28 protein-coding genes are annotated in these 25,160 nt (G+C 63.2%); 5 read left to right on the top strand and 23 right to left on the bottom strand.

Annotated elements, in window-relative coordinates; genetic code table 11:
- Positions 1-150 precede the first annotated feature (150 nt).
- The 11 genes from AC1DUR_RS18250 to AC1DUR_RS18200 all read right to left on the bottom strand — a co-directional run bounded on the left by AC1DUR_RS18250 (position 151) and on the right by AC1DUR_RS18200 (position 8,194).
- Positions 151-990, bottom strand: coding sequence for an acyl-CoA thioesterase (locus tag AC1DUR_RS18250; protein ID WP_477721909.1), 840 nt, complete (start codon positions 988-990; stop codon positions 151-153).
- An 87-nt stretch (positions 991-1,077) separates the two neighbouring features.
- Complete coding sequence (locus AC1DUR_RS18245; RefSeq protein ID WP_477721908.1) at positions 1,078-1,461, bottom strand: YybH family protein; 384 nt, start codon at positions 1,459-1,461, stop codon at positions 1,078-1,080.
- Between the two features lie 491 nt (positions 1,462-1,952).
- A complete protein-coding gene (locus tag AC1DUR_RS18240) occupies positions 1,953-2,576 on the bottom strand; it encodes an HD domain-containing protein (RefSeq protein WP_477721907.1) in 624 nt (207 codons plus the stop codon).
- A gap of 51 nt (positions 2,577-2,627) precedes the next feature.
- Positions 2,628-3,443: an alpha/beta hydrolase gene (locus AC1DUR_RS18235; RefSeq protein WP_477721906.1), complete on the bottom strand. Its 816-nt coding sequence runs from the start codon at positions 3,441-3,443 to the stop codon at positions 2,628-2,630.
- Between the two features lie 222 nt (positions 3,444-3,665).
- A complete protein-coding gene (locus AC1DUR_RS18230) occupies positions 3,666-4,211 on the bottom strand; it encodes a DUF4256 domain-containing protein (protein WP_477721905.1) in 546 nt (181 codons plus the stop codon).
- A gap of 84 nt (positions 4,212-4,295) precedes the next feature.
- Positions 4,296-5,054, bottom strand: coding sequence for an arylamine N-acetyltransferase family protein (locus tag AC1DUR_RS18225; RefSeq protein WP_477721904.1), 759 nt, complete (start codon positions 5,052-5,054; stop codon positions 4,296-4,298).
- A 251-nt stretch (positions 5,055-5,305) separates the two neighbouring features.
- The gene (locus tag AC1DUR_RS18220; RefSeq protein ID WP_477721903.1) at positions 5,306-5,719 is read right to left on the bottom strand and encodes a DUF4260 domain-containing protein; all 414 of its coding nucleotides are present in this window, start codon (positions 5,717-5,719) and stop codon (positions 5,306-5,308) included.
- Positions 5,720-5,818: 99 nt separating this feature from the next.
- Positions 5,819-6,199, bottom strand: coding sequence for a lysozyme inhibitor LprI family protein (locus tag AC1DUR_RS18215; protein ID WP_477721938.1), 381 nt, complete (start codon positions 6,197-6,199; stop codon positions 5,819-5,821).
- Between the two features lie 145 nt (positions 6,200-6,344).
- Entirely contained in the window at positions 6,345-6,677 is a 333-nt protein-coding gene (locus tag AC1DUR_RS18210; RefSeq protein ID WP_477721902.1) for a hypothetical protein, read from the bottom strand.
- A gap of 97 nt (positions 6,678-6,774) precedes the next feature.
- Positions 6,775-7,332, bottom strand: coding sequence for a dihydrofolate reductase family protein (locus tag AC1DUR_RS18205; RefSeq protein WP_477721901.1), 558 nt, complete (start codon positions 7,330-7,332; stop codon positions 6,775-6,777).
- A 172-nt stretch (positions 7,333-7,504) separates the two neighbouring features.
- Positions 7,505-8,194 carry a hypothetical protein gene (locus AC1DUR_RS18200; RefSeq protein WP_477721900.1) on the bottom strand — a complete coding sequence of 230 codons (690 nt, stop codon included), beginning with the start codon at positions 8,192-8,194 and terminating at the stop codon, positions 7,505-7,507.
- A gap of 361 nt (positions 8,195-8,555) precedes the next feature.
- Between AC1DUR_RS18200 and AC1DUR_RS18195 the strand changes: the two genes are divergently transcribed.
- On the top strand, positions 8,556-8,876 hold the full coding sequence (locus tag AC1DUR_RS18195) for a phage integrase N-terminal SAM-like domain-containing protein (protein ID WP_477721899.1): 321 nt from the start codon (positions 8,556-8,558) through the stop codon (positions 8,874-8,876).
- Positions 8,877-8,917: 41 nt separating this feature from the next.
- Here AC1DUR_RS18195 and AC1DUR_RS18190 read toward each other — a convergent pair whose 3' ends face one another.
- From AC1DUR_RS18190 to AC1DUR_RS18155, 8 genes are all read right to left on the bottom strand, one after another.
- Positions 8,918-9,985 carry an ABC transporter substrate-binding protein gene (locus tag AC1DUR_RS18190; protein ID WP_477721898.1) on the bottom strand — a complete coding sequence of 356 codons (1,068 nt, stop codon included), beginning with the start codon at positions 9,983-9,985 and terminating at the stop codon, positions 8,918-8,920.
- A 36-nt stretch (positions 9,986-10,021) separates the two neighbouring features.
- Positions 10,022-11,182 (bottom strand): NAD(P)/FAD-dependent oxidoreductase, encoded by a 1,161-nt coding sequence (locus AC1DUR_RS18185; protein WP_477721897.1) that lies wholly within the window; start codon positions 11,180-11,182, stop codon positions 10,022-10,024.
- Positions 11,179-12,570, bottom strand: coding sequence for an FAD/NAD(P)-dependent oxidoreductase (locus AC1DUR_RS18180; protein ID WP_477721896.1), 1,392 nt, complete (start codon positions 12,568-12,570; stop codon positions 11,179-11,181). Before AC1DUR_RS18180 ends, AC1DUR_RS18185 begins: the two co-directional genes overlap by 4 nt.
- Positions 12,567-12,989, bottom strand: a complete 423-nt coding sequence (locus AC1DUR_RS18175) for a (2Fe-2S)-binding protein (RefSeq protein WP_477721895.1) — start codon at positions 12,987-12,989, stop codon at positions 12,567-12,569. The genes AC1DUR_RS18180 and AC1DUR_RS18175 overlap by 4 nt, the downstream gene beginning before the upstream one ends.
- Positions 12,986-13,780, bottom strand: coding sequence for an ABC transporter permease (locus AC1DUR_RS18170; protein ID WP_011484829.1), 795 nt, complete (start codon positions 13,778-13,780; stop codon positions 12,986-12,988). Before AC1DUR_RS18170 ends, AC1DUR_RS18175 begins: the two co-directional genes overlap by 4 nt.
- A gap of 14 nt (positions 13,781-13,794) precedes the next feature.
- Positions 13,795-14,673: an ABC transporter permease gene (locus AC1DUR_RS18165; protein ID WP_477721937.1), complete on the bottom strand. Its 879-nt coding sequence runs from the start codon at positions 14,671-14,673 to the stop codon at positions 13,795-13,797.
- A gap of 157 nt (positions 14,674-14,830) precedes the next feature.
- Positions 14,831-15,928: an ABC transporter ATP-binding protein gene (locus AC1DUR_RS18160; protein WP_477721894.1), complete on the bottom strand. Its 1,098-nt coding sequence runs from the start codon at positions 15,926-15,928 to the stop codon at positions 14,831-14,833.
- Complete coding sequence (locus tag AC1DUR_RS18155; RefSeq protein WP_477721893.1) at positions 15,928-16,071, bottom strand: hypothetical protein; 144 nt, start codon at positions 16,069-16,071, stop codon at positions 15,928-15,930. The genes AC1DUR_RS18160 and AC1DUR_RS18155 overlap by 1 nt, the downstream gene beginning before the upstream one ends.
- A 140-nt stretch (positions 16,072-16,211) precedes the next feature.
- Between AC1DUR_RS18155 and AC1DUR_RS18150 the strand changes: the two genes are divergently transcribed.
- Complete coding sequence (locus AC1DUR_RS18150) at positions 16,212-17,045, top strand: IclR family transcriptional regulator (RefSeq protein ID WP_477721892.1); 834 nt, start codon at positions 16,212-16,214, stop codon at positions 17,043-17,045.
- A 6-nt stretch (positions 17,046-17,051) separates the two neighbouring features.
- Here the strand turns inward: AC1DUR_RS18150 and AC1DUR_RS18145 are convergent, their stop codons facing one another.
- Positions 17,052-17,975: a LysR family transcriptional regulator gene (locus AC1DUR_RS18145; RefSeq protein ID WP_477721891.1), complete on the bottom strand. Its 924-nt coding sequence runs from the start codon at positions 17,973-17,975 to the stop codon at positions 17,052-17,054.
- Positions 17,976-18,092: 117 nt separating this feature from the next.
- Between AC1DUR_RS18145 and AC1DUR_RS18140 the strand changes: the two genes are divergently transcribed.
- From AC1DUR_RS18140 to amaB, 3 genes are all read left to right on the top strand, one after another.
- Positions 18,093-19,124: a 2-oxoadipate dioxygenase/decarboxylase family protein gene (locus AC1DUR_RS18140; protein ID WP_477721890.1), complete on the top strand. Its 1,032-nt coding sequence runs from the start codon at positions 18,093-18,095 to the stop codon at positions 19,122-19,124.
- A 70-nt stretch (positions 19,125-19,194) separates the two neighbouring features.
- On the top strand, positions 19,195-20,460 hold the full coding sequence (locus AC1DUR_RS18135) for an aminotransferase-like domain-containing protein (RefSeq protein WP_477721889.1): 1,266 nt from the start codon (positions 19,195-19,197) through the stop codon (positions 20,458-20,460).
- Entirely contained in the window at positions 20,457-21,986 is a 1,530-nt protein-coding gene (amaB, locus tag AC1DUR_RS18130) for an L-piperidine-6-carboxylate dehydrogenase (RefSeq protein ID WP_477721888.1), read from the top strand. Before AC1DUR_RS18135 ends, amaB begins: the two co-directional genes overlap by 4 nt.
- A 236-nt stretch (positions 21,987-22,222) precedes the next feature.
- Here amaB and AC1DUR_RS18125 read toward each other — a convergent pair whose 3' ends face one another.
- The 3 genes from AC1DUR_RS18125 to AC1DUR_RS18115 form a co-directional block, all read right to left on the bottom strand.
- Positions 22,223-23,092 carry an alpha/beta hydrolase family protein gene (locus AC1DUR_RS18125; RefSeq protein ID WP_477721887.1) on the bottom strand — a complete coding sequence of 290 codons (870 nt, stop codon included), beginning with the start codon at positions 23,090-23,092 and terminating at the stop codon, positions 22,223-22,225.
- Between the two features lie 184 nt (positions 23,093-23,276).
- Entirely contained in the window at positions 23,277-24,473 is a 1,197-nt protein-coding gene (locus tag AC1DUR_RS18120) for an acetyl-CoA C-acyltransferase (protein WP_477721886.1), read from the bottom strand.
- A gap of 51 nt (positions 24,474-24,524) precedes the next feature.
- A complete protein-coding gene (locus AC1DUR_RS18115) occupies positions 24,525-25,145 on the bottom strand; it encodes an endonuclease domain-containing protein (protein WP_477721885.1) in 621 nt (206 codons plus the stop codon).
- Positions 25,146-25,160 lie beyond the last annotated feature (15 nt).

Raw genomic sequence — 25,160 nt, 5'->3', positions numbered from 1 at the left:
GCCGGCGGATGTGCTGGAAGAGGTGCTGGAAGATGATGAGTTCATGGTGATTCAGGGTTGAGGGCCAGGTGCGGGAAGCCCCATGGCTATGCCGAAAATACAGTCCTGTAGTCTTATAGACCCATGGACGCCGGTCAAGTTTATTCCTTGTTATTCCTTGTAGTACACCATCTGGCTGCTGGTCGCCAGCAGGGCGCCCGCCTGATTCCAGACCTGCACGGCCTGGTCAAAAAAGCCGTTGCGGAAGTTCTGGCCGCGCGCCTGGCCCAGCAAATGCCCCTCGCCGCTTTGCGCCAGCTGCCGGCTGTCTGCATGAAAGTACACCGTGATCGACACCGTGCCGGCCGGCACCCGGGTCGCGCGGCGCAGCCAGACGCGGGGGTAAAACGCATCGGCCATGGCCGTCAGCGCGGGAAAGTCCAGCGGGCGCGGCGGCTCGTCGCGTACCCAGAGCTGCGTCAGGCTGCCCTCTTCACCACCCTGGTCGCCGCCATCCCAGACCTGCGGGATCATGCCGCGCACCACGCGGATGTCGTAGCGGCGGGTCCACTCGGACGAGCCGAACTGCAGCCGAGGCAAGGTATCTGAAAACCCGACAGCGGGCATGGGCGTGTCGTTCGCGCTCCAGGTTTCGCGCCGCGCGGCCGTCACCGCGGTCGCGGTCATCACCACCCCCTCCGCACCCGACGCATCGGCCTGCAGCAGCTCAACCGTCCAGTGCTGCGTCGAGCGGTTGGTGCGCACTGGCGTGGCCGTGATGCTGAATTGCCCTTCAGCCATGGCGCTGGCGTAGTTCACGGTCAGGGCGATCGGCTCGCCCAGCAAGGACGGATGCAGCAAGATGGCCTGCAAAGCCGTGGCCGCCGTGGTGCCGCCAAACGGCCCAACCATGTTCCAGTAGGCCGGGCTGCTGGCGCCCAGCCAGGTGTTGGGCCGGTCACTGCCGGCGGCTTCAAGCCGAAGGGCCTGGTCAAAAGGGTGTTTATTCATGACCCAATAGTGTGAAGCAGGAAATCGGCGAAGGCAGTCGTCTGCGCGACGCCGGACGTCACTTTTTCACCATTTGAGGCCGGATGGTCAACTCAAGACGCCCGCGCCCCAGGGGTTGTCGATCACGAAGAGCCACCTGCCATCGGCCTGTCTGCGCAATACGTCTGAGGTCACGCCGTCCATGCGCGCTGGCGCGCCGTCAGGACCTGTCCCGTTGAGCGTCCATTGCACGACAGAGAGAGCGATGTCGCCGGCTGCGACCAGCGTTTTCTTTTCAGGGACCAAGGTCGGCTTCATCGCGAGGAAGCCGTTCAGCGCTTCACGTATGGCCGCGTGCCCCTCGACTATCTGACCTGGCTGTGCCACCAGAGTTGCCTTTGGCTCGTAGAGCGCAATGACGGTATCAATATCCCCGCGGTTAAATGCGTCAAAGAATGCCTGAACGGCTTCTTCCGGTTTGTTGATGAACATGTTGCCTCCTGCGTTTTGATGGCGCCTCAGGAATGTTGACGCGGTCTTGGCGGGCACCTTTACCAATTTCCGCAGAGGGCTCAAGAACGCTCGATTCGACCCATGGGTACCAATCGGGCAGGCCCAGTGGACTGAACTCGTACGGTACTGCCATTCTGCCCTCGGTGCGCGCACGATGAAAGTTGTTTAACGCGGCACAGGTTTGAAAGCCCGGCATGACAATGATCTTCGGGCTAGCCCCAATATCGTTCAGTTAAGTTATTCACCCTGATTCGGAATGACCAAAACCTTGACTTGTCATTGCGGGCCTGACCCGCAATCCATGGATCCCGGATCAAGTCCGGGATGACAAACCAGGGGCAAGGGCTTGACTGAATCGGAATGACCAAAACCCTGACTTGTCATTGCGGGCCTGACCCGCAATCCATGGATCCCGGATCAAGTCCGGGATGACAAACCAGGGGCAAGGGCTTAACTGCACCGTATTGGAACTAGCCCGCATTCCCGGAAATGGCACGAGAGAGATTCTCACGGGCTCGCTGCTCCAGGGCCAAGTGGAAGTGGTCTGTGCTGTAGATGCGCCCTCTGCCCAGGAATGATGTCAAGATCGCACGACGCTTGCGCCTGAATATCCAGCCCGGAACAAAGGCGTACTCGTCCCGAATCTGCTGCTCATACTCTTTGAATCGCTCGTCTGACGCTCCGAGAATGGACAGATCCACATCCACAAGTAGTTGCTGGTCACCATGGGTTGGAACCTCTGTGTGCCGCGTGGCCTTGACAAGATCGTGCACGCGATTGACTGCGTCCGGCGGCACCGATGCCGCCTCAAGCTCCCGCCTGGACCAGTCAGCACTTTGCGCTTCGTTGTCGCCACGCTTGACGTCGTACATGGCGTCATGGAACCACAGCGCAAGTTCAACTTCCGCAGGTCTTTGCGCAAGCGGACGAACTTTTTCGAACGTCTGCAGGCATTCGGTGAGATGCTGGAGCGTGTGGTACTTGCGATGCGGCTCGCCATACGACGCCACTAGCTCTTCGTACAATGAGGAGCCACTGGACTTGGCTCCGATATCGCGCCAGGCGCGCTCAAATGATGATTGCAGAGAGAGCATTTGATACGTCCAACCAAAGCGCACGCAGGGAACGCGACGCGTCCGGGAGCCCTACCGCACGTTCGCCACTGCACCCGTCCAGTCGACAATTTCCTTGATCGACGCAGATGGTGCACCCAAGTGACTGGAGCTTGGCTCATACAACCTGGTACGAGGATTCCTTGGAAGCGCATCAAACATCTGCTGCTTGATTTTAAGCAGCGCCGGATAGTCGTTTGTCGGGACGATGAACAAGACAGGCGTGGCTGGATTCATGCGTTGAATTGCTTCCAGCTGGTTCATGGCACCCTGCGGATCGAACCAGGTCAAGTAGGCTGCGGGAGGGGCAATCACGGGGTAGGTCCCCTTGGCGCCCTCGAAATCAAAAAGCCTTGCCTTCTCGCCACCCTTTCCTTCGGCAACGAGCCTGCGTGCCAACTCGACGGATTCACCCAGCTTTTCCCGAAATAACGAGCTGCCAACACTTCCCCCGGGAGCGATCGCAATAACACCATCGACGGCATGCCTGGCTCCGAAATACAGCGCGAACAGCCCGCCCTGGCTATGCCCGGCAACAAATATCTTTTGAGCACCTTTGCTGCGTAGCGAGCTCAATACCGCCTCGACTTCTGCCTCAGCCGCACTGACAGGGACATCGTAATTGCGGCCTCCTGACCAGGGCATCTCCAGATTTTCGACGAGGTATCCCTGCCCCTCCAGCGGAGAGACTAGATCCGAGATATGTTTCATCGGGGAGCCACCCTTGCCATGCATAAGCACAACGCCAATCTTGCTGTTGCTGGCTTGAGCGATCGCACTCTGTGGCAGGAATGCGCAGACGATCAAGAAGGTCAGAGCAAACAAAATGCGATAAAGAACGGAAGCCATCACTTTCTCCTGACAAGGGCCAACGAAGCTGTATATAAACCCGTTTTCAAGCGGCTGAGCACACGCGCACACGCCGGGATGATTCACAGTGGAGTATTTTTCAGACATGCCCGAAGTGTGCCGGATTTTGGCCTGCTTTGACACTTGCTCACGTCGTTGTGGCCTGTCTGGTATCCCGCCCTATTGGAACAACGGCGGCACCGGCGCTGCGTTGCACAAGATTCAGACTCGAAGTGAACCGCGGAAGCCTCTGGCAGCGTAGTACGACTGCGCGCCGTTGTGATAAACGAACACCTTGCCATAGCGTCGATCACAGAAGAGGGCTCCACCCAGCGCTCTAACGTCAGACGGCGTTTTGATCCAGCTGGAAGTCTTCGTATCAAAGTCACCGAGCTTCTGCAACTCTAGGTACCGCTCCTCCGTCAGAAGGTTGATGCCCATCGCGGTGGCCATTTCGACTGCGCTGTTCTCTGGCTTGTTCTCTTTCCGGGACTCACGCGCTTCAACGTCGTAACAGGTACTTCTGCGTCCTATGGGACTTTCTGGGGAACAGTCGCAGAAGGTGAAGTGACCGGACTCTTTGTCCTGACCAATGACGTCCGGTTCACCACCCGTGGCTTCCATTCCTTGTAGCGACCCAAGTGCATCAGGATTGCCTTCGAGCTTGGCCTGTACGTCTGCCCATGCGATTCCGACATGTCGGTGCATGTTGTTCTCGAAGCGTGCCTTCAGTACCTGGAGCAGCTCTTCGCGTTCTTGTGTCTTCATGGTCTTCTCAGTGTGTTCACGATCGATTGCGGATCAGTGGTGTTGCTTGTTAAGCGCGGCGTAAATACAAAAGAGCTCATAGCACTAGCTTGTCATTCCAATGCCAAAATGCTCTCGCAGTATGTCTGCGTACTCATCTTGACTCGTTAAGATTCGCTCTTGCCGTCCGCCATTCTTGGACGTTGTGATAAAACGCATCCCGCTCAGGGTAATGCGCCCTTCCTCGGTCACCCGCGAGCAGATGCGTGCTCTGGTGAAATGCGACTGTGGAGAAGTCTGGTGGTAGCGGCACATCTCGGCATAGTCGGCATACTCATGGGGCCGTAAGGTAAAGCGATACTGAGCCTTCCATTCTTCCCCACTATCACGCCGCGCCAGAATCAAGTGCGCACCATCCTCAAGAATGCGGTAGGTGCGTTCTCCCTCCACTTGCTCGCCCCGGTCATCAAGCAGCAGCGGCTCAAGGAACGAATCCCCAAAGCCCACGTCCACAAGCCAACGCCGATCTAACGAAACCATCAGCGCCATGTGGTCGAAGTCCGGGCCGAATCCGCCTTCGCCATTCGCAACTCCGGCTGACAGCATAGCCACATCAAAGCCCAGTCCACGCAATAAGGCAGCAAACAGACCGTTGGCCTCATAGCAAAAGCCACCGCGTCTATGCTCAACGATCTTGGTAAACAGAGCTTCATCCTCAAGAACAATCGGCTCTTTGGCATGAATACTTAGATTCTCAAAAGGCACAGCCAACAGATGCGCGACTTGCAACTCACGCAAGGTCTCAGCAGTAGGAGCAAGCGAACCACGATAGTTGATGCGCTCGAGGTAAGCCTTGGTGTTCAACTAAATCTCTCCACTAACCGTGTAAAACTCGTAAGCGCCTAACGAGGCTGTATATAAACCCGTTTTTCAAGCGGCGGAGCGCACGTGCGCAAGCCTGGATGGTTCACGGTGGGGTATTTTTCAGCATGCCAGAAGTGTGCCGGATTTTGGGCTGCTTTGACACCTTGCTCACGTCGTTGTGGCCCTTCTGGCATCCCGCCCTATTGGGGAAACCCGCCTTCGCCAGCCTCTCTAGCCAGGTGTTGGGTCGGTCACTGCCGGCGGCACGTTCGGGTAGCCGCCTCGCGCGCCGAGCGGCCTATAGGACCCAAGTGCGTGAAGCTGAAGCCTTTGCTGTACTTGAGCCCGTAACCAAGCGCCCGGTCAAACCCTATGTGCGCGGCCCATATGAGACCCACCGCAAACGGCAGCTGCGACGGCCAGGTCAACGAAATCACGAAGCACCCGACCACCCCGATGTATGAATGGGCCGCGTTGTATGTGAACGCGCCGACACGTGGGCCCGCGAGATACCCAAGGAATGAGAGATCGGGCAGCAGGAAGCACGCGAAGAACAGGCCCCAGCCAGCACCAAACTGCGAGTACGCGAAGACAGATGCCACCAACACGCACAGGCCTTCGAGACGCAGGGTTGCGCAAACTCTTCCGACAGTTGCACCGATCATGTAGCTCCCCAGGCGGTTAACGTCGGAAATGACCGGTGGCCCATAGGCGGGCGAAGCCCGCTGCGAGGACGTCCGTGTCGATTGACCTGTTAGCCCTCATCACCGCCACAGCCATTGATATTCCTCCGAGGTGTTGAGATGTTTGATACGGGCCTGAGTGCGACCGATTCGGCAACGCAGGGAGGCGACGTCATCTCCATTTCCCATTCCGTATGAGGCGGCGATCAGGGCGTCGCACTCAACCTTCAACGACTCGCGCCAGAGGGTATCTGCTCGGCGCACGGAATCCTGAATCTGCTTCCGCTTCGCATCCCGCTCCTCACGCGGAGCAGTAAGCATGTCCGCAGGTTCCACGACCTTAATCAGTTGATCCATCTTCCGGAGTATGAGGCGATCAATCCCACGATACTCTTCGCGCAAGCACTCAGCCTCTCCCGCGTGCGAAACTTGTCCGGAGTCACACTCCGAGCTCTGCGCCATGCAGAGTTGGCATAGCAGCGTCAAGAAGCACGCCGCGAACGATCGAATTGGTAGGGAGTTCATGAGGGCTAACGGAGGTAACCGGCGCCCAAGAGGACGCCGCGCAGCGGCGGGACGCCCCTGGGCGTCCGTGTTGACTGATCTGTTAAGACGCATTTCGCTCGGCTTGACCACGTGCTTGAAAAAAGGCGACCACGATAACGATGAAGACTGGCCAAGGCATCAAATGCACCAATACCGCAACGATCAATGCGGTGTACATGTTTCCAAACCCGAAGAATGTGACTGCCCACAATGCTCCTGTGGCGACCAAGTACGTTACGAAAAGTCCAAGCGGAACCTTTAGATGGTCTCTCAGCGATCGCTTTGCTGCCAACATCGATACCAGCAAGAAGCTGCCCAAAATTGGAATTAGGTGGCCGCGCACCGATAGCCCGGCATCGGATACCCATTCCGTGGCTTGCGCAGGGACGATCATTGGCTGTCGCCTTAACGCCCGCGCTCACCGGCGGGCCGAGCAACGCGAGGCCCGTCCGAGTGCAGCGCGTTGTTAGGCGACATGACCCATCTCCGAGTCAGCGCGCGCGCCGGTAGTGCATGGCGACCGCGCCGCTGCGGAGCGGCTTCGCCGAGATCAACTCGAGCCGTCGCGTGCTGGGCAGCCCGCTCTCGTACAGGGTCGGGCCGTGGCCGGCGATCCTGGGGTGGACGAGTAACTTGTACTCGTCGATCAGATCCAGCCGGTCCAGCTCGGTCGCGAGCTTGCCGCTACCGAGGAGCACGCCGTCCGGGGTCGCGTCCTTGAGCTTCTGTACGCCCGTGCGCAGGTCGCCGGCGATGTGGTGGCTGTTGGTCCAGGGGAAGTCCTTTCGCGTCGAGGACACCACGTACTTCGGCTTGGCCTCCAGCTTGACCGCCCACTCGCGCATCGCCGGCGGTGCCTCCGCGTCGCCGCGGGCGACCGCTGGCCAGTAGCTCTCCATCATCTCGTAGGTGACGCGGCCCCACAGCATCGCCCCGCTCTCGTCCATGAGGCGGGTGAAGAAGGCGTGTATCTCGTCGTCGGCGATTCCTTCCTGGTGGTCGACGCAGCCGTCCAGGGTGACGTTGATGCTGAAGGTCAAGAGTCCCATGGTGTCCTCCGTTCGAGATACGCGACGAGCCGCTCGCCGTCTGGCTCCAAGGGCACGAGCCCAATTCGCGACGTGCTCACCCTGTGTCGCCTAACGTTTGAGATGAGAGGCTTGACCCGGCTTGCCGGGGCAAGTCCTCTCGATTGAAGGGTTAGACCGCACGCGACAACCCTCACGTTGCTAACGCACTAGCCAAACGCAGAAGAACGAATTGCGACAGCGTCAGGGACATCTGCCGCAGTAGCCGAGCTTGATCTGACTCAGCCATATAAGGATGAGCGCCGGCCTCGCTCAGTAGTCCGTAAAGCTTATCGACCAGTTCGCGCTCCTTCTTTTCGAGCAAACCTTCAGTCTCCAAGTAGGTCCTCACCTCAACGGGACGGTTCAGTTGCGAATCTGACAAGGCAGAACCTCTTCCACTTGACAGCGCGCGAGCACCTTCCTGCAGCAATAGTTCGAAAAACTTTCTAACGTTAGAAATCGAGTCGGACCATCTTTCGGCAATGAAGTGCTCCTCGCCAAGCCTGAGGAACTCGAAGGCATCGACTTGGCGCGCGAGCTTAGCCTGCTCAAACAGTGCCCGAATAATGTCTCGCTCAGCATCTACGTCCAGCAGATCTGTCTGCTGCTGATATAGGTTGCCATCGCGATAGACATAGCCGTCTAGTTCCAGCCGACGCAGCAGATCTTGAAACTCTGCGGTGTAGGTCTTGGCGAAGTATGGGGTCTCCTTGGCCTTCTCAAGAAACCGAAGGTGGTCTCTGGCGAGGTCGCGAAGAAGCCGCTGCCCAAGCTTTTTCCTTTGCTCCCATGACCATTCGGTAGTTGCAGATGCAAGCGATTCACCGGTGTGGATCCTCATCCAGAATTCCTTGAACGCCCGCACGTACATCTGGGACTTAGCCAGATTGCAGAACCAAGGTTCGTACTCGTTCTCGAAGAGAAAGTCATAGACCCCGCTTCGATTCACTGTGTCTCGCGTACTACTTCGAGATGAGCTGGAACTCGATGTGAAGCGGTTGGCGAACGCGTTTGCGATTGCTAGTGCCGATGCGCGACTGAGCATGAGGAGGTTCTGTGAGGTCTAACGTAATTTAAACCGCAAAACTTGCGGATTAATCTGGACGCTGCGGGATAAACTGGGCATGACTTCCTCCTGAGAATGGCTTGCAGTCTGGGTTTGCATCCGATATGCTGTATATAAACACAGTTATAAAGGAAGCATGAAACCCGGCACTACTCCGCTGCACTCTATCCGCCTGATGGATCAGGTTCGCGAGCGCATTCGGTATTTGCACTATAGCCTGAGCACCGAGAAAACTTACCTGTACTGGATCCGCTTTTTCATCCGTTGGCAGGCGAAGGACGGGCAAATGCGGCATCCGCGCGACATGGGCTCCGCCGAGGTGGGGGCTTTCCTGACCAGCATTTTTGTGTTTTTGGTTCCTTGTTGGCGGCTAGCTGACTGTCGGTGCATCGTGGCACGACTTCCGTTGAGGCCGTTCGGCCAAGGGGCTAAGCCGCCGCTGCCAGGGAAGGCGTGAACTCCCGCCCTCACCCGCCAGCCAACCAAGCGATCAGCAACTCAACGCTCAACCGTCTTGTTCCACCGCGCATTCCACGCCGGGCGGTTTTCGTTGATCACGTCCCAGTCGACGGTGACCGCGGTTTTCATGTAGTCGTTCATCTGCTTGACCAGTGCGGCGGCAGCGCCTGAAGCCTTGGTTTTGGGGTTGGACGGAATCTGGTCGCCGTGTTCGAGTGCGGCGGCTTGCGCTTCGGGCGACAGCAGGTACTGGGCCAGCTTGTGGGCCAGTGCGGGCTCGCTGTTTTTGGCGATCACGCACTCGCCCACGGTGAGCACGGCGGAGCCTTCCTTGGGCTGTACATATTCAACCGGCAGGCCCTTGTCTTTCAGCACGCCGACGGCGGTGGGCGTCAGCGGGAACATGGCGGCCTCGCCGGTTTGCACCATCTCGGCGAGCTTGGCCGAGCTGGGGATGTACTCGAGCACATTGGGGCCAATGGTGGTGGGCCAGGCCTTGAAGCCGGGCTCGACGTTCTTGTCATTGCCGCCCTGGATGCGGTTAAACAGCAGGAAGCCGTGCAGGCCGAAGGTGGAAGACGACAGCGACTGGAACACGACCTTGCCCTTGAACTTGGGGTCGGCCATGTCCATCCAGGAGGTGGGCGGAGCCCAGCCTTTTTCAGTGAACATCTTCTTGTTGTAGGCGATGCCCGTCATGCCGACGTTGACGCCGGCGGCCATGTCGCCCTTGAAGCGGGCGGTGGGGTAGAGGTCATTGAGCGCGGGGCTGGGCTGCATCTTCTCGCACAGGCCCATGCCGATGGCGCGGTACATGATGCCGTCGTCGAGGAACATGACGTGCATCTGCGGGTTGTCTTTGTTGGCTTGCGCCTTGGCCAGGATGTCTGACGAGGTGCCGGGCACCACCACGACCTTGACGTTGTTGGCTTTCTCGAAAGCGCCGAACACATGGCCGGTGTAGGTTTTCTCCATCGTGCCGCCGTTCATGCCGATATACAGCGTTTTGGTTTGCGCCATGGCCAGGCCGGCCGACAGGCTGGTGGCCGCAACGGCCAGGGACACCGCGGTGGCGCGGGCGGACGGGAAACGTGAGGGCAGCTTCATGGGGTTCTCCTGGAAACAAGGTTAAACATCGAGGGGTTAGACAACGGCTGAAGGAACAGGCCCGGTGGTTGCCACACGCGGGCTTTTTTCGGAAAAGCGCGAAACAGAAAATGCATCAATCGGCGTGGCGGTCTGGCCGTCACGCACCAGGTCGGCCAGCACGGCGCCGACTGCGGGGCCCAGCTGAAAACCGCCGCCGGCAAAACCGAATGCATGAATCAGGCCGGGTGTGGTGGCGCTGGGGCCCAGCACGGGCTGGCGGTCGGGCAGGTAGCCTTCGGTGCCGCTCCAGGTGCGGATGATGTGGGCGTTGCGCAGGGCCGGCAGCAAGTCAATGGTCTGCTGCATCAGCGCGGCAATGCCGCTGCGCTGGGCGCGGGCGCGCTGGTCGTCGAGCGCATAGCCCCGGCCGCCGCCAATGACGCAATTGCCGCGCGCCACCTGCCGCGCATAGACGCCGCCGCCTTCCACGCCCAGGCTGAAGTTCAGGAACACCGGCAGGGGTTCGGTCACCGCCATCTCGGGGTGGCCCGACTCCATGGGCACCGCATCGCCAAACTGCGCCGCGATGGTGCCGGCCCAGGCGCCCGCGCAGTTGAGCAAATGCCTGGCGCGCACTTCCAGCGCATTGCCCGAGCGCAGCACAAACGCCGTGCCATCGTGCGCTGCCTCATCGATGCGTGTCTGCTCGCGCACATCCGCGCCCAGCCGCCGCGCGGCCAGCGCAAAGGCCGGCGACACCAGGCGCGGGTTGGCCTGCCCGTCATCCGGGCACAGGGACGCGCCCACGGCCGCCCGGCCCAGCCAGGGGCAGCGCTCGCGCAAGGCCCGCGCCGAAAGGATTTGCAGGTCCATGCCGAAGCCCTGCGTGCGTTCGCGGTAGCTTTCCAGCGCGGCCAGGTCGGCCTCGCTGCGTGCAATCTTGAGGTGGCCGGAGCGCAGGTATTCGCCGTCGACGCCGATGAGTTGCGGCAACTGCGCCCACAGGCCCTGTGCGCGTTGCGACAGCGGCAGCTGGCTGGCTGGCCGCCCCTGGCGCCGCACGCCGCCGTAGTTCACGCCGCTGGAGCGGGAGCCGCAGAGGTCGCGCTCCAGCAAGACCACCGACAAGCCCATGCGCCGCAGGAACAGCGCGGCCGACGAGCCCACGATGCCGCCGCCAATGATGGCCACGTCGGCAGAGAGGCGTTCCATCATGCGGCCTCTCCGTTCACCCGGGCCATGGCCGCAAACGGCAGTGGCTTGATGGGCGCCTGGCCGCGCAGCCGGCCCACCGCATCGGGTGCGGCGGCGCAGGCATGCGCCAGGATTTCCGCCGCCGCCACGCCGCAGGTGCGGCCCTGGCAGCGCCCCATGCCGACGCGCGTCAACGCCTTGAGGCGGTTCATCTCGCGCGCGCCGGTGTCGTGGACGCATTGGCGCAATTCGCCCGCGGTGATTTCTTCGCAGCGGCAAATCACCAGCTCGTCAGGTGCGCTGGCGGCCCAGTCCTGCGGGAAGGGAAAGGCGCGCTCCAGCCCGACGCGAAAGGCCGCCGTGCGCGCCAGCTTCGCTTCCAGTTCAGAGGCGCGTGCGGCGTCCACAGCATTCACGGGCTTGCCCGCATCGGCCAGCAGCGCCAGCGCCGCACGCTCACCCGCCCATTCGGCCGCGTCGGCGCCCATGATGCCGGCCCCATCGCCCGCCAGGTACACGCCCGGCACGCTGGAGCGCCCGGCCCCATCGCGTTCGGGCAGCGCGGCGCGCTGCAGGGCGTTGTAGCTGAAACGGCAGCCCAGCAGGTCGGCCAGCTGGGTTTCCGAGCGCAAGGCATACCCAAAGGCCACGGCATCGCAGGCCACTTCGTGCTCGGCCGCGCCATCGCGCCAGCGCATGGCCGTGACCTGCGCCTCGCCCGTGGCGCGCACCAGCCGCACGCCCTGGTGCACCGGCACGCCGTGCGCGCGCAACCAGCCCAGGTAATACACGCCCTTGGCAAACACGGCGGGCTGGCGCAGCATGGCCGGCGCCGCCAGCGCCTTGTCTTTGAAGCTGGCGGTGTCCAGCACGGCAACCACCTTGGCGCCGGCTTTCGCATACTGGTAGGCCACCAGATACAGCAGGGGGCCGGTGCCGGCGATGACCACGCGCGAGCCGATGGCGCAGCCCTGGTACTTCAGCGCCACCTGCGCGGCGCCCAGAGTGTAGACGCCGGGCAATGTCCAGCCGGGAAACGGCAGGACGCGGTCGGTTGCACCCGTGGCCACGATCAGCTGGCCATAGGGCAGCGTGCCCATGCGCCCGCGGCAGAGCAAATCAAGCCGGCCGCCTTCGGCGCTCCAGACCAGGGTGTCGGGCCGGTAGTCGACGCGGTCCAGGATGTTGGCCATGGCGCTGTGCAGCGCCTCGGCACGGCCGGCTTCAAAGCCGTACAGCGTGCGTTTGGAGCGGGTGAAGCCGGGCGGCGGCTGGCGGTAAATCTGCCCGCCCCAGCGCGGTGCTTCGTCAATGACCACCGGCCGCACGCCGTGCGCGACCAGCGTTTGCGCCGCGCGCACGCCGGCCGGGCCGGCGCCCACAATGACGGGATGCAGGACGGCCGTCATGATGTAAGAGCCCCCACGCTTGTCACTTCGTGTACTGCGCTTCCCCCCGAGGGGGCCTTCACGCCTTGGGGCGGCCCGGCGTCGCTCATAGCCTCCTCGCCGGTCACCAGGCGCATGCCCTCTTCAATGAACGTGCCGCAGGCGCGCAGGCGCTGGCCCGACTCGGTGGTGATCCAGCAGTCCTGGCAGGCTCCCATCATGCAAAAACCGGCACGCGGCTCGCCGCTGAATTCGCTGTGGCGCAGCTGCGCCGTGTGGGTGAGCACCGCGGTCAGCACGGTGTCGCCGGCCAGCGCGGTCAGCGCCTGGCCGTTGAGCACAAAGCCTACCGGGGCACGGCCGGTTTCGGCCACGCGTTGAAGAAGAGCCACGGTGTTTCCTGGGGAGCGGGGTGTTTCAGTTTCAGTAGGCAGGGTCATTTGTGCCCCACCAGAATCTTGTCGAGGCCATACACGCGGTCCAGCACCAGCATGGCGACGGCCGTCAGCGCCACCATGAGCGCCGAGACCGCCGCCATCAGCGGGTCAATCGACTCGGTCGCATACATGTACATGCGGACCGGCAGCGTCACGGTGGACGGCGCGGTGACGAAGATCGACATGGTTACCTCGTCAAAGCTGTTGATGAAGGCGAGCAGCCAGCCGCCGGTGACGCCGGGCAAAATCATCGGCAGCGTGATGCGCCGGAACACCGTGGCCTGGCTGGCGCCCAGCGACAGGGCGGCCTGCTCCGCGCTGCGGTCGCCGCCCTCCACCGACGCCAGCACCAGTCGCAGCGCATACGGCGTGATGACGACCACGTGGGCCAGCGCCAGCCAGAAGAAGCTGCCGGTGGCGCCAATCAGCGAAAAGGTGCGCAGCAGCGCCACGCCCAGCACCAGGTGCGGAATGATCAGCGGCGAGAGAAACAGGCCATTGAGGAAATCGCGCCCCGGGAAGCTGTGGCGCGCAATCGCCAGCCCCGCCGGCACGGCCAGGACGGTGGCCAGCGTGGCCGACAGGAAGGCCAGCCACAGGCTGTTCTTGAAGGACTGCACAAAGTCGGCATGGGCAAACACCGCCTTGAACCAGCGCAGCGAGAAATGCGTGGTGGGAATGGTCAGCGTGTTCTCGGGCGTGAAGGCCACCACGCAGACGATGACGAGCGGCGCCATCATGAAGGCGATGACGAGGGCGTTGAAGATGAGTGCGATGGGACCGTTTTTTGACATGGTGCAGACCCCGCTTAGCCCATTGATTTTTTGTAGGAGCGCTCGAGCACCCGGTTGTAGCTGAGCATCAGCACCAGGTTGGCCAGTAGCAGCGTGAGCGCAATCGCCGCGCCCAGCGGCCAGTTGAGCTCGTGCAGGTACTCGTCGTACACCACGGTGGCCACCATCTTCAGGCGCCGCCCGCCCAGCAGGCCGGGAATGGCAAAGGCGCTGGCGCTCAGGCCGAAGACGATCAGGCTGCCCGAGAGAACGCCGGGCAGCACCTGCGGAAAAATAATGCGGCGCACGGTGGTGAAATGCGAGGCCTTGAGCGACAGCGCGGCGTCTTCCACGCCGGGGTCGAGCTTTTGCAGCGAGGTCCAGACCGGGATCACCATGAAGGGCAGCATCACATGCACCAGCGCAATGACCACGGCGGCTTCGGTGTAGAGGATGCGCATGGGCGGCAGGCCCATGGCACGCACGGCCTGGTTCACCACGCCCTCGGGCCCGAGCAGCATGCTCCAGCCAAAAGCGCGCACCACCACCGACACCAGCAGCGGCGCCAGCACCACCAGCAGCAGCACAGAGCGCCACGGGTTGCGCATGCGGCTGAGCACATAGGCCTCGGGCGCGCCGACGAGCACGCAGATCAGCGTGGTGAGCGCGGAGACCCAGAAGGTGCGCCAGAAAATGCGGTGGTAGTAGTCGTCTGTGAGCACCGCAGCGTAATGCGCCAGCGTGAAGCTGTTTTTGACGCCCGTGGCGTGGTCGAACGCCTGGAAGGACAGCACGGCCGTGAGCGCCAGGGGCACCAGCAGCAGGCAGGCAAACAGCACAAAGGCCGGCGCCGACAGCAGCCAGGGGGCGCGAGCCGCCGAGGGCCGCGAAACATTTGGTGCAGCTCCCACCATGGTTGTCGCGTTCACTGCTTGCCCCCGTGTTGCTCCCTCTCCCTCCGGGAGAGGGCAGGGGTGAGGGCCTGGGCGGCTATAAGGCCAGCGGCCTGCGCGAACACCCTAACCCTAACCCTCTCCCAGGGGGAGAGGGAATGAAAACGGGTCGCCGCGTTCATGCCACCGCCTCCAGCACGCGCTGCGGCTCGCGTGGCAAATGCAGCGCGCCGGGCAACAGGCGCACCTGGCCGGCCGGCCAGTCCAGGCCGACGCGCTGGCCTTCTTCGGCGGGCACTTCGCCGTCGTTGGGGCAAACCACCACCAGCTCGCCGGCGGCGGTGTCTACCTGGTAGAGCCACTGGCTGCCCAGGAAAAAACGCTCGCACACGGTGCCCGCGAGGCGGCCCTGGGTTTCGGGCACGAGGCGGATTTTTTCGGGCCGCAGGCTGAGCACCACGGCGTCGCCCGCGGCGGCCCCGGGCGCATTGACCTCGAGCGAGGCCGTTCCCAGGTCCACCGTGGCCCAGGCGCCGGTGGCGATGACGCGGCCTTCCAGCAGGTTGGCCTTGCCGACAAAGCTGGAGATGAAACGCGTTTGCGGGTGTTCGTACAGGCGGTGCGGCTGGTCAATTTGCGTGACGCGGCCGGCCTCCATCACCACCACGCGGTCGCTGATGGACATGGCCTCGGTCTGGTCGTGCGTGACCATCACGGTGGTGGTGCCCACCTTGCGCTGGATCTGCCGCAGCTCGAACTGCATTTCCTCGCGCAGCTTGGCGTCGAGGTTGGACAGCGGCTCGTCGAGCAGCAACACCGGCGGCTCGATGACCAGGGCGCGGGCCAGGGCCACCCGCTGGCGCTGGCCGCCGGACAGCTCGCGCGGGTAGCGCGTGGCGTGCGCCTCCAGGTGCACCAGCGCCAGCGCAGCCTTGACGCGTTCGGTGCGCTCGTTTTTGGGCATGCGCCGCATCTCCAGGCCAAAGCTGACGTTGTCGTGCACGCTCATGTGAGGGAACAGTGCGTAGCTCTGGAACACGATGCCCAGACCGCGCGTATTCGGTTTGGCGTGGGTGATGTCACGGCCATCGAGCGTGATGCGGCCGGCGGTGACATCGGCAAAACCGGCAATCATTTGCAGCGTCGTGGTCTTGCCGCAGCCCGAAGGCCCGAGCAGCGAGACAAATTCGCCCTTCTCCACCGACAGGTTCATGTCGATCACGGCGTGCGTAGCGCCATAGGACTTGTTCACATTCGCCAGGGTCAGAAAAGACATCAGGAACACCTCACAAACAAGGCACAAACAAGGAAGGCATCAGGGAAGACATGCACAGGGGAAATCCGCAGGGACATCAGCGCCGCAACCGGTTGCCTGAAGGCCGCATCAAGGTTGTTTTGAGACACCTTGATGACATTCATGCTAGGGCATCTCATAAAAAATCGTCAATAGGTTATTCCGTATATAGAGATATTTATTTAATTTATTCCATTTAATGGAATTTCTATAAGATATGGATGAAATTCATTCCGATGAAAGAAATGCCATGAAGGAGATGCTCATGAAAGAAAATTCAAAAGAGGACGACAGCGCCTCGAGCAGCGTGCAGCGCGCTTTTGCCATCTTGCGGGCCCTGGCCACCACTCAGGCCAAGGGCGGGCGCATCACGCACATTGCCAAGGCCACGGGGTTGACGCAGGCCACCACCCACCGTCTGCTGCAAAGCCTGGTGGCCGAGCGCGTCGTGGAGCAGGACGCCGCGTCCAAGCTCTACCGGCTGAGCATTGATTTTTTTGCGCTGGCCGCACAGGCCGGCAACTCGATGGACTTGCGCGCGCTGTGCCGGCCGTCCATGCTGCGGCTGTGCGCCAGCCTGGGCGACACCATCTTTTTGCTGGTGCGCAGCGGCTTTGACGCGGTGTGCCTGGACCGCAGCGAAGGGCCCTTCCCGATCCGCTCCTTCACCGGCGACATTGGCGGGCGGGTGGCGCTGGGCATGGGCCAGGGCAGCCTGGCCATCCTGGCCTTTTTGCCGGAGTCCGAACGCGAAGAGGTGATTCGCTACAACCTGCCGCGCATGCGCGAGTACGGCGTCTATGACGAGGTCTACCTGCGCACCGAAATCGAGCGGGTGCGCCAGACGGGCTATGCCGGGCGCAACACCGGTTTGCTCGACGGCATGGCGGGCGTGGGTGTGCCGGTGCTGGACCGTGAAGGCCGCGCCGTGGCGGCACTGAGCGTCGGCACGATCTCGTCGCGGCTCAGCCCCGACCGCCTGCCAACGGTGGTGGAGTTGCTCAAGCGCGAGGCCACGGCCATTGGCGCGCAGCTCAACCCTTTTGACAGCACGCTGCGCCGGCCGGCGCAAAGCCTGGCGCCCACAGACAGCGCCTGAGCCCCTTTACACCGAGGACGCCGGAGGTGCCGCCTGTTCGCGCAGCCATTCGCGCAGCTGCAGCAAGGGCCGCCAGTTGGCCTTTTGCGTGGGCCACACCAGGTAGTAGGCAAAGTCTGAACTCAATGACAGGTCAAACGGCACGGCCAGGGTGCCATCGGCAATCTCGTCGGCCACCAGAAAGCGCGGCAGCACCGCCACCCCCAGCCCGGCCTTGACGGCCTGGGCGATCATCGAAAACAGCTCGTACTTCGGGCCGGTGCTGGCGCCCTGCGCGTCGTCAATGCCGGCCAGCTGCAGCCAGTCGCGCCAGGCGTGCGGCCGCGTGCTCTGGTGGATCAGCGTGAACTTCAGCACGTCGGCCGGGCGCCGCAGCTGGCGCTTTTTCATCAGCGCGGGGCTGCACACCACCACGCTTTCCTCACCCATCAGGTACTCGGACTCGGTGCCGGGCCAGTCGGGCCGGCCGTAGTGGATGGCCGCGTCCAGGCCGGTGAGCGAAAAATCAAAGGGCAGCAGCCGGGTCGACAGGTTCAGCGTGACATGCGGGTGCGCCTTGAGGAAGGTGGGCATGCGGGGAATCAGCCACTTGGTGGCGAAGGTGGGCACCACGCCGAGCTCCAGCGTGCCGCCCTCACCCTTGGAAGACGCCAGGTCCAGCATCGCCGCTTCCAGCGCATCGAGCGCCGGGCTGACACGCGACAGCAGCGAGCGCCCGGCATCGGTCAGCACCAGCTGGCGCGGCAGGCGCAAAAAGAGGCTCACATCAAGGTCCTGCTCCAGCCCCAGGATCTGATGGCTGACCGCACTCTGGCTCACCGACAGGTCTTGCCCCGCGAGCGTGAAACTGCCGCGGTGCGCCGCCGCTTCGAAGGCCAGCAAGGCCTGGGTGGAGGGGATTTTTCGGCGCATCGCATGAATATATCTCATGCCTGCATCGAAATACATCCTTTGCGCAGCGGCCGTGATTTCCCGAGAATCCGGCTTCTACCCGTTGAATTTATCCGCTGAGAACACTCCCCTTCAACCGCTGAAATTACCCACGCAATGACCAACCTCCAGACCCTGCTTGCCAGCTGCCTGCCGCCCGAAGCCGTGCAGCACATCCATGAGCAGATGTACGTCCACCCTGCCCTGCAGTCCGGCGTGTCCGGCACGGTGACGCGCGCCGAACTGGCCCAGGCCCTGAACATGGCCCTGTTCCATGGCCTGGTGCAGCGGGTGCCGGCGGCGCAAGAGTACATGGCCAGCGATGTGGCCGGGCAGCAGCGCCAGGTCGTCTTTGACCACGGCGCGCTGCGCACCGTGCGCTGGCCCAGCGGCGCCCTGCCTCCGGGAGAGGCGGCCTTCACGCGGCTGCTGCGCCCGTTGGGTTTTACGCTACAAGACACTTACCCCTTGCCGCGCCTGAAAATGACCGGCCGCGCCTGGTGCCACCAGGATTTCCCGCAGGAGATCGCGCAGTTTTTTGTGTCCGAACTGCATCCCGAACAGTTCACGGTGCCCTTCCAGGCAGCCGTTACGCGGGTGTTGTGCACCTCGCGCGACCCGCTGGGCCCGCAAGATGTGGCGGACCTGGAGCAGCTGGCGCGCGACGGCAAGCTGCCGCTGCAACAGGCGCTGCGGCTGCTGCCGGTGATGCTCCGGTGCTTTGACCGCCAGCATGGCGTGTTTGCGCTGGATGACTATGAATTGCTGCTGGCCGAGTCCGCCGAAATGGCCTGGATCGCCACCGAGGGCAACGCCTTCAACCACGCGACCGACCGCGTCGGCGATGTGGATGCGGTGGCCCGGCGCCAGCGCGAACTGGGCCGCCCCATCAAGGACAAGGTCGAAGTCTCGGCCAGTGGCCGGGTGCGCCAGACGGCGTTTCGCGCCGCCACCGTGCAGCGCGAATTCCTCACACCCGCCGGCCAGGTCACACGCGCGGTACCGGGTTCGTTCTATGAATTCATCACCCGCGCCGAGCTGCATCCGAGCCCTGCCGCCAATGACCCGGCGCAAGGCGGCCGCCTGGACCTGGCCTTTGACGCCGGCAATGCCACCGGCATTTTTGGCATGACGGCGGCCCGCGCATGAGCCACCGGGCCGCTCCCAAGGCTGCCACTCCCAAGGCGAACACCGCAGCGCGTAGCGCGGAGGTCAACCCATGAGCGTCACCGCGCGCACGCCGGTCCGCCCGCTCTACGCGCAGGCGAGCGGTTCGCCGATTCGCGCCATGCTGGCACTGGCCGGACAGCCCGGCATGATTTCGCTGGCGGGCGGTCATCCCGACCCCGCACTGCTGCCGGCGGACTGGCTGCGCGAATGCATGCTGGCCGTGGCCTCCGGCCTGCAGGGGCACAGCCTGCAATACGGCGCTACCGAGGGCCTGCCCGCGCTGCGTGCGGCCAGCGCTGAGCTGCTGCAACAACGCGGCCTGCAGGCCCAGGCTGAGCAAGTGGTGATCACCACCGGCTCGCAGCAGGCCATAGACCTGCTGGCGCGGGTTCTCGTCGAGCCGGGCGCCGGCGTGGCGGTGGAGTCCTTCAACTACCCGGCCGCCCTGCAGGCCTTCCGCTTTGCGGGAGCGCAGCTGGTGGAAGTTCCTGCCGATGCCCAGGGGCTGGATGTTGAGCGGCTGGAAAGTGTTTTTACCAGCGCACGGCCACGCGTGCTGTATGTGGTTCCCAACTTTGCCAACCCGACAGGCGCCGTGATGCCCCTGGCGCGGCGCGTGCGCCTGCTGGAACTTGCCGCACGGCACGAGGTCACACTGATCGAGGACGATCCTTATGGCGAACTCTGGTTTGGCGCGGCGCCACCGCCTTCGCTGGCACAGATCAACCAGCAAACCGGATCACATGCGCAGGTGGCCTACATGACGAGTTATTCCAAGGTGGTGGCCCCGGCCCTGCGCCTGGGCATGCTGATGGCGCCGCCGGACGTGCTGCGCGCCGTTGTGCTGGCCAAGCAGGCCGCCGATGTGCACAGCGGCTCGCTTGAACAGCTGACCCTGACCGCGATGCTGGCCTCCAGCCGCCTGGATGAGCACCTGGCCATGCTGCGCAAGGCTTACGCGGTCAAGGCCCGTGCGCTGGCCGGTGCACTGCATGCACACTGCGACGGGCTGCTTGAATTCAGCGAGCCCCAGGGCGGCATGTTTGTCTGGGCCCGGCTTGCCAGCGAGCTGCCACTGATCCCGTCGCAGGCGTGGGTGGACTTCGGCCTGCAGCACCAGGTGCTGGCCGTGCCGGGCGCCGCCTTCAGCCTTCACAACACCGCACAGCCCTGGCTACGCCTGAGTTTTGCCAACCCCAGTGCAGACGCCCTGCTGCAAGGCGCGCAACGCCTGGGCCGCGGGCTGCGCAGCCTTGCCGCCCCGGCCGGTACGCCATCATCACGCCAACATTTCCCCGAAAGGACTTCACCATGAGCCACGCCAACGACATCTCGTCCCTGCTGCAAAGCCTGGGCATCCACGCCGACCTCGACAGCCAGGCGTCCGCGACCCTTGAGGTTCACACCCCGATTGATGGCAGCCGGCTGGCGCGTCTCGCCACCACCAGCCCGGCCGACGTGGATGCCGCGCTCAATCGTGCGCATCAGCGGTTTTTGAGCTGGCGCGATGTGCCGGCACCCAAGCGCGGTGAACTGGTACGCGCCTTCGGCGAAACCGTGCGGCGCCACAAGCCGGAACTCGGGCAGCTGATCTCGCTGGAGACCGGCAAGATCCTGCAGGAGGGCCTGGGCGAAGTCCAGGAAGTGATCGACATCTGCGAATTTGCGGTCGGCCTGTCGCGCCAGCTCTACGGCCTGACGATTGCCAGCGAACGGCCCGACCACAAGCTGCTGGAGACCTGGCATCCGGTGGGCGTGGTCGGCATCATCTCGGCCTTCAATTTCCCGATGGCGGTGTTTGCCTGGAATGCCGCGCTGGCGCTGGTCTGCGGCAACACGCTGGCCTGGAAGCCTTCCGAAAAGACGCCGCTGTCGGCCGTCGCGCTCCATGGCCTGCTGCTGCGTGCGGCCACGGAGCTGGGGCTGGAGACCGAAGGCCTGAGCGAGTTGCTGATCGGTGAGCGCCCTGTCGGCGAAGCGCTGGTCAACCACCCGCAGGTCAAGCTGGTCAGCGCGACCGGCTCGACCGCCATGGGCAAGAACGTGGCCATGGCCTGCGCGGCGCAGTTCAAGCGCTCGCTGCTCGAGCTGGGCGGCAACAACGCGGCCATCGTCTGCCCCTCGGCCAACCTGGAACTGGTGGTGCGCGGCGCGGCGTTTGCCGCCGCCGGCACGGCCGGGCAGCGCTGCACCAGCCTGCGCCGGCTGATCGTGCACCGCTCCGTTTACCCGGCGCTGGTGGAGCGGCTGGTGTCGGTGTTCGCGCGCCTGCCGGTAGGCAACCCGCTCACCGAAGGCACGCTGGTCGGCCCGCTGATCGACGGCCGCGCCTTTGACGCCATGCAAACCGCACTGGCCAGCGCGAAGGGCCTGGGCGCCAAGGTTCATTTTGGCCAGCGCGAGGAAGGCGCCGGGGCTGGTGGTAGTGCTGGTACAGGCCACTATGTGCGGCCCGCCATCGTGGAACTGGCCGAGCAGGCCGGCCCCATGTTGCACGAAACGTTTGCGCCGATTCTGTATGTGGTGCCTTACGACGACTTCGACGATGCCATTGCCATGAACAATGCCGTGGTGCACGGCCTGTCGTCCGCCGTCTTCACCCAGGACCTGCGCGAGGCCGAGCGCTTCACTTCGGCGCGCGGTTCGGACTGCGGCATCGCCAATGTCAACATCGGCACCAGCGGCGCGGAAATCGGCGGTGCATTTGGCGGCGAGAAGGAAACCGGCGGCGGCCGGGAGTCGGGCTCGGATTCGTGGAAAGCCTATATGCGCCGCGCCACCAACACGGTCAACTACGGCTCCAGCCTGCCGCTGGCGCAGGGGATTCGTTTCGAGATCTAACCTGGAAACGGCAGTTGGATGCGCCCGAGTGCGCTGTGATCGGCGTGCCAGGCAAGGCGTGACAACGCAGTGGGCTTCTGCCCACAAGGCGGAGCAACGCAGCATGGCGCGCCGAGCATGGTGCAATCGGGCGCATAGCGCTGTCACCCCAGAAGGTAATCGCCATCGAAGAGGGGAAAGTCAATGAGCATGCGGCTTTCCTGAAGTTTGCGAGCGGTCAACTGCTGTTTCCAGGTTTAAGCCGGCAGCCGCGCCAAGCCGTCCAGAATCTGCCGGGCGCGCGGCCACAAGGTCTGGTCGAACTGTTCGCGGAAAAACCCGAAATGCCCAATGCGCTTGACCTGCAGGTCGGCCGGCGCGATCCGCTCGAAGCTGCGCGGCGCATTGGCATACAGGTTGATCAGGTTCTGCGTGCCGCGCCAGGTCATCAGCTCATCGTCGGTGATGGACAGGGCCTTCACCGGGAAGCTGACCCGCCCATAGCTCAGGCGCGCGCTCTCCCCCTCGGCGCCCACGCTGTACTGCGGGTCCAGGCACCACTTGCGCCACTGCAGCATCACGCCTGCCGGCACGTCACCCACTTTTTTGAGCTTGCGTCCCGGGAAATAACCGAACAGGCACGTGGCCAGCGGCACCAGCACATACCAGAAGTACAGAATCATGCGCCTGAGCTGCGGCGCGTTGTCGCGCCAGTAGCCGCTGCCGGCCGCAATACTGATCATCCCGTCGACCTGGGCCTGGTTCTTCAGGAAGCCCGGCAGCTGCGCGCCGAGACTGTGTCCCAGCAGGTAAAGCGGCGCGTCGGGCAGTGCGGACTTGGCCGCATCCACCACGGCTGCGTAATCGCTTGCCCAATCCAGCAGATCGGCCTTGAAGCCGCGAAGGCTGCCGTCCACGGTATCAGGCAATGACTCGCCCGAGCCGCGGTAGTCAAAGGTGGTGACACGAAAGCCCTGGCTGGACAGCCATTCAGCAAACGACGTGTAGTAGTCCTGGCGCACGCCCATTGCGCCGCCGATCACGACGCTGGCGCGGGCTGGCGCGCTGGCCTCGTACACACGCAGCGACAGCTGCGAGGTGCCCGAGTCGAGAATCTGTTTTTGCATGTCTTGTCTCCAAAAAATTGCACGCCGGTCTTCGCCGGTTTAGTCCACAACAGCCGCCACTCCCCCGGCGTAGCGAGCGGGATGCAGTGCTAGGCGCGGGTGCCCGAAGAAAACCGGAGCGACCTAAAGGGTCGTGAGGATTTTCTTTGGGCTGCAACGACGCAATGCGCCCGCGCAGTAGCCGCTACACCCGTTCGAAGATGCCGGCGGCGCCTTGTCCCATACCCACGCACATGGTCACCATGCCGTACTTCAGCTGATGGCGCTGCAGCGCATGAATCACGGTGGCCGCACGAATAGCACCGGTCGCCCCCAGGGGATGGCCTAGGGCGATGGCGCCGCCCATCGGATTGACCTTGGCGGCATTCAAGCCCAGCGTGTTGATGACCGCCAGCGACTGCGCGGCAAACGCCTCGTTGAGTTCGAACCAGTCGATGTCGTCCTGCTTCAGGCCGGCGTAACGCAGCGCTGCTGGAATGGCTTCGATCGGGCCAATGCCCATGATGTGCGGCGGCACGCCCTTGGCGGCGTAACTGACGAAACGCGCCAGCGGTTTCAGGCCGAATTCCTTGACGGCTTTTTCGCTGGCCAGAATCAGCGCGCCGGCCCCATCGGAAGTTTGCGAGCTGTTGCCGGCCGTGACCGAGCCGCGCGCAGCAAACACGGTTTTCAGTTTGGCCAGGCCTTCCACCGTGGTGTCGGGGCGTGCGCCTTCGTCCAGGCTCACGGTGCGGGTGGTGGCGATGACTTCGCCGGTCTCCAGGTTAGCGCTGCGGTCGGTCACTTCCACCGGCGTGATTTCATTCGTGAACTCGCCGGCCTGCTGGGCCTTGAGCGCCTTCATGTGGGACTCGTAGGCGAACTGGTCCTGCGCGTCACGCGAGACCTTCCACTGCTGCGCAACCTTCTCGGCCGTCAGGCCCATGCCGTAGGCGATGCCGACGTTCTCGTCGTTGGCAAACATCTCCGGCGACAGCGACGGCGAATTGCCCGACATGGGCACCATGCTCATGCTCTCGGTGCCGGCGGCAATCATCACATCGGCTTCGCCGACACGGATGCGGTCTGCCGCCATCTGCACGGCGGACAGGCCAGAGGCGCAAAAGCGGTTGACGGTGATGCCGCCCACGCTGGTGGGCAAGCCCGCCAGCACCGCACCGATGCGGGCGATGTTCAAACCCTGCGGGCCTTCGGGAATCGCGCAGCCGCAGATGATGTCTTCAATCGCCTTCGGGTCCAGCGTGGGCACCTGGGCCAGCGCGGCCTGCAGCGCCTTGACGAGCAGGTCGTCGGGACGGGTATTGCGGAAAAACCCCCGGTGCGAACGGCCGATGGGCGTGCGCGTGGCGGCAACGATGTAGGCTTCCTGGACTTGTTTCATGGGGAACTCTTTCTCGGTGAATCGGTGAATCTGTAAAAGGTTGGGTGTCTTTTAAAAGCGGCGGCTTGCGGGCAAGGGTTCGGGAGAGCCCCCATCCCTGCCTTCCCCCAGAGGGGGAAGGAGTGGTGCGGGGAAATTTTCAGGCTCTACACCCCGAGGCGGAAGAAGTGCTACGGGGGAGTTTTTAAGCTCCCCGCCCTGAGGGGAAAGGAGTGTTACAGAAGAGGTTTCAAGCGCCGCACTCCGAGGGGGCAGAGGTGTTACGGGTGAACTCTCAGGCTCCTTCCCCCTCTGGGGGAAGGTTGGGATGGGGGCGACCGCGGCCAATTCGGTCAAACGGTTGTATATGGCCTCGACCATCGACTGCAAATCGGAGAACGGCAAATTTGCCGGAAAACGCATCACGTCAAATCCGAGAGACTCGAAATATGCATCGCGCTTTGCGTCATAGGCCTGCTGGTCAATATGCTGCGACCCGTCTATCTCGACAATCAGCTGGGGAGCGAGGCACGCAAAATCCGCCACGTAGGACCCGACAGGATGCTGGCGCCTGAATTTGACGCCCAGTTGCTCGCCACGCAAGCGCTGCCATAGCAGTTGCTCGCCGTCGGTCATTTCGCGGCGGAGCGACCTGGCGAACATTCTGGCGTTGAGGGTGGCTTGGTTTTGCATGTCGTAGAGCCCCCA

The sequence above is a fragment of the Polaromonas sp. P4_F4 genome (genome assembly GCF_056401355.1).
This window is presented reverse-complemented; position numbering and strand designations above follow the sequence as displayed.

Excerpts from the sequence above, each read along its gene's own strand:
- AC1DUR_RS18235 (WP_477721906.1), bottom strand. The coding sequence starts at position 3,443 with ATGGCTTCCGTTCTTTATCGCATTTTGTTTGCTCTGACCTTCTTGATC.
- AC1DUR_RS18205 (WP_477721901.1), bottom strand. The coding sequence starts at position 7,332 with ATGGGACTCTTGACCTTCAGCATCAACGTCACCCTGGACGGCTGCGTC.
- AC1DUR_RS18160 (WP_477721894.1), bottom strand. The coding sequence starts at position 15,928 with ATGTCTTTTCTGACCCTGGCGAATGTGAACAAGTCCTATGGCGCTACG.
- AC1DUR_RS18230 (WP_477721905.1), bottom strand. The coding sequence starts at position 4,211 with ATGAAGACACAAGAACGCGAAGAGCTGCTCCAGGTACTGAAGGCACGC.
- AC1DUR_RS18180 (WP_477721896.1), bottom strand. The coding sequence starts at position 12,570 with ATGACGGCCGTCCTGCATCCCGTCATTGTGGGCGCCGGCCCGGCCGGC.
- AC1DUR_RS18135 (WP_477721889.1), top strand. The coding sequence starts at position 19,195 with ATGAGCGTCACCGCGCGCACGCCGGTCCGCCCGCTCTACGCGCAGGCG.
- AC1DUR_RS18250 (WP_477721909.1), bottom strand. The coding sequence starts at position 990 with ATGAATAAACACCCTTTTGACCAGGCCCTTCGGCTTGAAGCCGCCGGC.
- AC1DUR_RS18115 (WP_477721885.1), bottom strand. The coding sequence starts at position 25,145 with ATGCAAAACCAAGCCACCCTCAACGCCAGAATGTTCGCCAGGTCGCTC.
- AC1DUR_RS18145 (WP_477721891.1), bottom strand. The coding sequence starts at position 17,975 with ATGAGATATATTCATGCGATGCGCCGAAAAATCCCCTCCACCCAGGCC.
- AC1DUR_RS18170 (WP_011484829.1), bottom strand. The coding sequence starts at position 13,780 with ATGTCAAAAAACGGTCCCATCGCACTCATCTTCAACGCCCTCGTCATC.
- AC1DUR_RS18165 (WP_477721937.1), bottom strand. The coding sequence starts at position 14,673 with ATGGTGGGAGCTGCACCAAATGTTTCGCGGCCCTCGGCGGCTCGCGCC.
- AC1DUR_RS18185 (WP_477721897.1), bottom strand. The coding sequence starts at position 11,182 with ATGATGGAACGCCTCTCTGCCGACGTGGCCATCATTGGCGGCGGCATC.
- AC1DUR_RS18125 (WP_477721887.1), bottom strand. The coding sequence starts at position 23,092 with ATGCAAAAACAGATTCTCGACTCGGGCACCTCGCAGCTGTCGCTGCGT.
- AC1DUR_RS18210 (WP_477721902.1), bottom strand. The coding sequence starts at position 6,677 with ATGATCGTCCCTGCGCAAGCCACGGAATGGGTATCCGATGCCGGGCTA.
- AC1DUR_RS18120 (WP_477721886.1), bottom strand. The coding sequence starts at position 24,473 with ATGAAACAAGTCCAGGAAGCCTACATCGTTGCCGCCACGCGCACGCCC.
- AC1DUR_RS18175 (WP_477721895.1), bottom strand. The coding sequence starts at position 12,989 with ATGACCCTGCCTACTGAAACTGAAACACCCCGCTCCCCAGGAAACACC.
- AC1DUR_RS18220 (WP_477721903.1), bottom strand. The coding sequence starts at position 5,719 with ATGATCGGTGCAACTGTCGGAAGAGTTTGCGCAACCCTGCGTCTCGAA.
- AC1DUR_RS18155 (WP_477721893.1), bottom strand. The coding sequence starts at position 16,071 with ATGAATGTCATCAAGGTGTCTCAAAACAACCTTGATGCGGCCTTCAGG.
- AC1DUR_RS18150 (WP_477721892.1), top strand. The coding sequence starts at position 16,212 with ATGAAAGAAAATTCAAAAGAGGACGACAGCGCCTCGAGCAGCGTGCAG.
- amaB (WP_477721888.1), top strand. The coding sequence starts at position 20,457 with ATGAGCCACGCCAACGACATCTCGTCCCTGCTGCAAAGCCTGGGCATC.
- AC1DUR_RS18195 (WP_477721899.1), top strand. The coding sequence starts at position 8,556 with ATGAAACCCGGCACTACTCCGCTGCACTCTATCCGCCTGATGGATCAG.
- AC1DUR_RS18190 (WP_477721898.1), bottom strand. The coding sequence starts at position 9,985 with ATGAAGCTGCCCTCACGTTTCCCGTCCGCCCGCGCCACCGCGGTGTCC.
- AC1DUR_RS18200 (WP_477721900.1), bottom strand. The coding sequence starts at position 8,194 with ATGAGGATCCACACCGGTGAATCGCTTGCATCTGCAACTACCGAATGG.
- AC1DUR_RS18245 (WP_477721908.1), bottom strand. The coding sequence starts at position 1,461 with ATGTTCATCAACAAACCGGAAGAAGCCGTTCAGGCATTCTTTGACGCA.
- AC1DUR_RS18240 (WP_477721907.1), bottom strand. The coding sequence starts at position 2,576 with ATGCTCTCTCTGCAATCATCATTTGAGCGCGCCTGGCGCGATATCGGA.
- AC1DUR_RS18215 (WP_477721938.1), bottom strand. The coding sequence starts at position 6,199 with ATGGCGCAGAGCTCGGAGTGTGACTCCGGACAAGTTTCGCACGCGGGA.
- AC1DUR_RS18140 (WP_477721890.1), top strand. The coding sequence starts at position 18,093 with ATGACCAACCTCCAGACCCTGCTTGCCAGCTGCCTGCCGCCCGAAGCC.